At 67.4% G+C, this 3,229-nt stretch carries 3 protein-coding genes and 1 pseudogene; 3 read left to right on the top strand and 1 reads right to left on the bottom strand.

All coding sequences use genetic code 11. The annotated features are described in order from the left end of the window. Nucleotides 1-21: 21 nt before the first annotated feature. The gene (locus AOK15_RS23145) at nt 22-633 is read right to left on the bottom strand and encodes a DUF7691 family protein (RefSeq protein ID WP_055519936.1); all 612 of its coding nucleotides are present in this window, start codon (nt 631-633) and stop codon (nt 22-24) included. A 509-nt stretch (nt 634-1,142) separates the two neighbouring features. Here AOK15_RS23145 and AOK15_RS23140 point away from each other — a divergent pair. The 3 genes and pseudogenes from AOK15_RS23140 to AOK15_RS23130 all read left to right on the top strand — a co-directional run. After that, nucleotides 1,143-1,451: a hypothetical protein gene (locus AOK15_RS23140; RefSeq protein ID WP_055519934.1), complete on the top strand. Its 309-nt coding sequence runs from the start codon at nt 1,143-1,145 to the stop codon at nt 1,449-1,451. 212 nt (nt 1,452-1,663) lie between these two features. Continuing rightward, on the top strand, nt 1,664-2,527 hold the full coding sequence (locus AOK15_RS23135; protein WP_055519932.1) for a hypothetical protein: 864 nt from the start codon (nt 1,664-1,666) through the stop codon (nt 2,525-2,527). Further along, nucleotides 2,517-3,229, top strand: a pseudogene (locus AOK15_RS23130) (hypothetical protein); the annotation flags it as partial. The gene AOK15_RS23135 and the pseudogene AOK15_RS23130, both read left to right, overlap by 11 nt.

Raw genomic sequence — 3,229 nt, 5'->3', positions numbered from 1 at the left:
CAGGACCGCCCAGGACCGCCCTCAGAACTTGAACCCGATGACCCCGAACCCGGGTCGCGACTCCGCGTGCCGCAGCCACCCGAGGCACTGCATGACCGCCTCCACCACCTCCGGATCCAGCGGCGGCGGGGTCCCGCCCTTCGCCTTCGTCGCCTCGAACTGCTCCAACGCCCGCAGACACTGCTCGTGCGTCCACTCACCGCAGCCCGGCGGGTACGACCTGGACAGCGGAGCCGGCAGATCGCCGTACTCGAACGCCGCCGCCGACACCGCGGTGATCCCCAGCGCGGTCAGGCCCTCGTCGACCACCGACAGCCAATCGCCCCGGTGCGGGGTGAAGCTCGAGTTGGCGAGGAACGAGCCCGTGAGGGAGCACAGCCGCTGGTAGGCGTACCCGTACTGGAAGGCGTACTGCTTGTCCTCGCTGAACGGCCCCCCGTGCACGACCGCCCGCAGCGCCTCGTACGCCGTCGGCGCCCCGTCCTCGATCTCCGACCGGAACCAGTCGTCGTCCCACGCCAGGTCGTCCCCAAACCTGTCACGGACGACCTCCAGCAACTGCTCGTCACGGGAACCGACCAACGCCCGCGTGGCGGCCACGTCCAGCAGGTACACACTCAGCGAAGAACCCATGCCCCGAACCTGACGGCCCCCACTGACAACACCTCAGATCGAAAGCAGGAACATCACCCGCCCCAGACGCGACCCTTACGCCCACATCAGGCACACTCGAAACCCGGCGAACACCGAACCGACACCCCGTCAGAAGCGGGACCGGACCGGCCGCTTCACCACCACCGGCCCCACCAGGCCGAACCACCCGGAAAAAAGGGACTAACGACGGAACCACACCACAGGTTCCGGTTTAACCTCGTTGCCCGGCGTAACCTGCCGTGATACACAGAGTGACTATACGACCCTTCGTGTGCCGTTCCGCGTCCCCCGTTAGGGTCCCATGCAGGCCGGAAGCAAGGGATACGTACGAAACCCGCCAATCAATGACGCCAAGTCGACATACGACAGCGTCATTGTCAGCGAGAATGGGCCCGACCTCTGCGCACCCGCGCCAGGGGTGCAGCGCGGACGCCGACCCGGACGCGATGCAGAGCCAGCGGAACTACCCACTAGGGGCGGTGACTTACATGTTCATTGCGGCCGACAAGGGCGACATCACCACCATCATCGGCGGAATCGCCCCGGACTGGGGGCCTTTCGGCAGCCTGGGCAACGAGGCACGCGTGATGATCGAGGTCGTGATGGCGGTCGCCATCCTCCTCTGCCTGGGCATCGCCATCTGGGGCGCGGCCAAACAGCGCATCGGCGCGACCGCCCTGCGCGACACGTTCAGCGCCGAACAGGGCAAGGGCCTCATCATCGCCGGTCTCACCGGCGTCTTCATCATCGGTTCACTGGGCACGCTCTTCACCATCGTGTACGGCATGGCCGTGTAGCGCCGCGGTCCGGCCACGTCCCGGCCGGGCACGCCCGCTTTCCGGTCCCCACTACCCCACCCGTCCGTCGTGCCCACCGGCTGAGGTTGCGTCTCCCTGATGTCGAGTCACCACACCGCGCCCGCGCGGGAACCAGCGCGGCTACCGTCGTATTGCCACGCGTTTTCGTACGCGTCCACCTACGGCGTCGAAGTTGAAGGGGCGAACGCGGCATGAGTCTCGGCGACGACCACGGCTACGGCGAGTCCTCGCGCGGTACCGACGACGGGACGTACGGGGGGTACGCCGGCACCGGCCAGACCCGCACCCGCCTCCCCGACCGCGCCACCGACCCCTACGGCGGCGCCGCCCGCCGCCCCCGCTCCTCCTCCAGAAGCCTCGTCACCATCGTCGGCGTCATCGTCCTCCTCATCGCCGCGATCGCCTTCGCGAACCGAGGAGACGACGACACGACAAACGGGACATCGGCCGGAGACAAGGCGAAGGCCGCACCGACGGCCGCGTCCGGCGAACGCCCGGTCAACTCGAAGACAGCGGGCGTCCCCACCGGCTTCAAGCAGAGCAAGGAGGGCGTGCAGAGCGCCGCCGCGAACTATGCCGTGGCACTCGGCTCGACCGGCATGTTCCAGAAGGGCAGCCGCCACACCCTCGTGGACACCCTGTACACGTCCGACGCGGCGTCCCGGTTGCAGGGCCCGTTGGACGACGCCTACTCGTCGGACTTCCTGGGCAAGATGGGCCTGGACGCCGACGGCAACCCGCCCGAGGGCAACACCTTCGTCTCGCGCGTGACCCCCTTGGGCACCACGGTCCAGGACTACAGCGCCAGCAGAGCCAAGGTCGCTGTCTGGTACATGGGCCTCATCGGTATGTCCGGCGACAACTCGACCGACCCCGTCACCTCCACCTGGAAAACCTGGACCTTCGACCTCCAATGGTCCAACGGTGACTGGAAGATCGTCTCGGACTCGCAGAAGGACGGCCCAGCTCCTGTCCCCGGCGACGATCAGGCCGCCACCTCCGAAGAGATCAGCAAGGCTGTCGAAGAGTACGGAGGGTTCACGTATGCCCGGTAGCCCGAACCGTGTGCTCAAGCTCACCGGTGCCGTAGCCGCCGTACAGACGACTCTCGTACTGCTGCCCTCGCAGTCCTACGCTGCGCCCACCCCGTCGCCGTCACCATCGCCGTCGAAGTCGAACAACCCCTGTGATCTGATCGTCGGCGAGGCCAAGAAGTACTGCGAACGGCAATCCGGCGACAAGGGCGACACCAGCACCGTCCCCGACAAGATCACCTCCACCCTCGACCCCCTCTCCTCCCTAGCCCAAGGCTGCGCCGACGCCGCCTCCTGGACCATCGACAAGCTCTCCGCCGCGGTCAACGAGACCGCGAACGTCGACTTCACGAACCCGAAGTTCCTCCAGCAGTACGCGGTCGTCTTCGCGGCGTCGACGATCCTCACGCTCGTCCTGTGGCTGCTCGCGGTCGCCAAACGGGCCGTACGAGGCGTCCCCCTCACCACGGCCCTGTCGGAAGCCGTCGGCTTCCTCTGGCTCACCGTCCTGGCCTCCGCCTTCACCCCCCTGATCCTCTACACGATCGTCTCGGCGACCGACGGAGTCACCGAGGTCCTCGCCAAGGCCACCGGCGACCAGACGGACACGTTCTTCGGCACGTTCTCCGGCGCCCTCAAGAAGGGCGAGGACATCGGCGGCGAGGATGGAGACGAGGGAGACGACGATGAGCATGATGGGGCCGCCGCCGATGTCCTCGCCCT

The sequence above is a fragment of the Streptomyces ossamyceticus genome (assembly GCF_001418475.1).
In the GTDB taxonomy this organism is placed as follows: domain Bacteria; phylum Actinomycetota; class Actinomycetes; order Streptomycetales; family Streptomycetaceae; genus Streptomyces; species Streptomyces ossamyceticus.
This window is presented reverse-complemented; position numbering and strand designations above follow the sequence as displayed.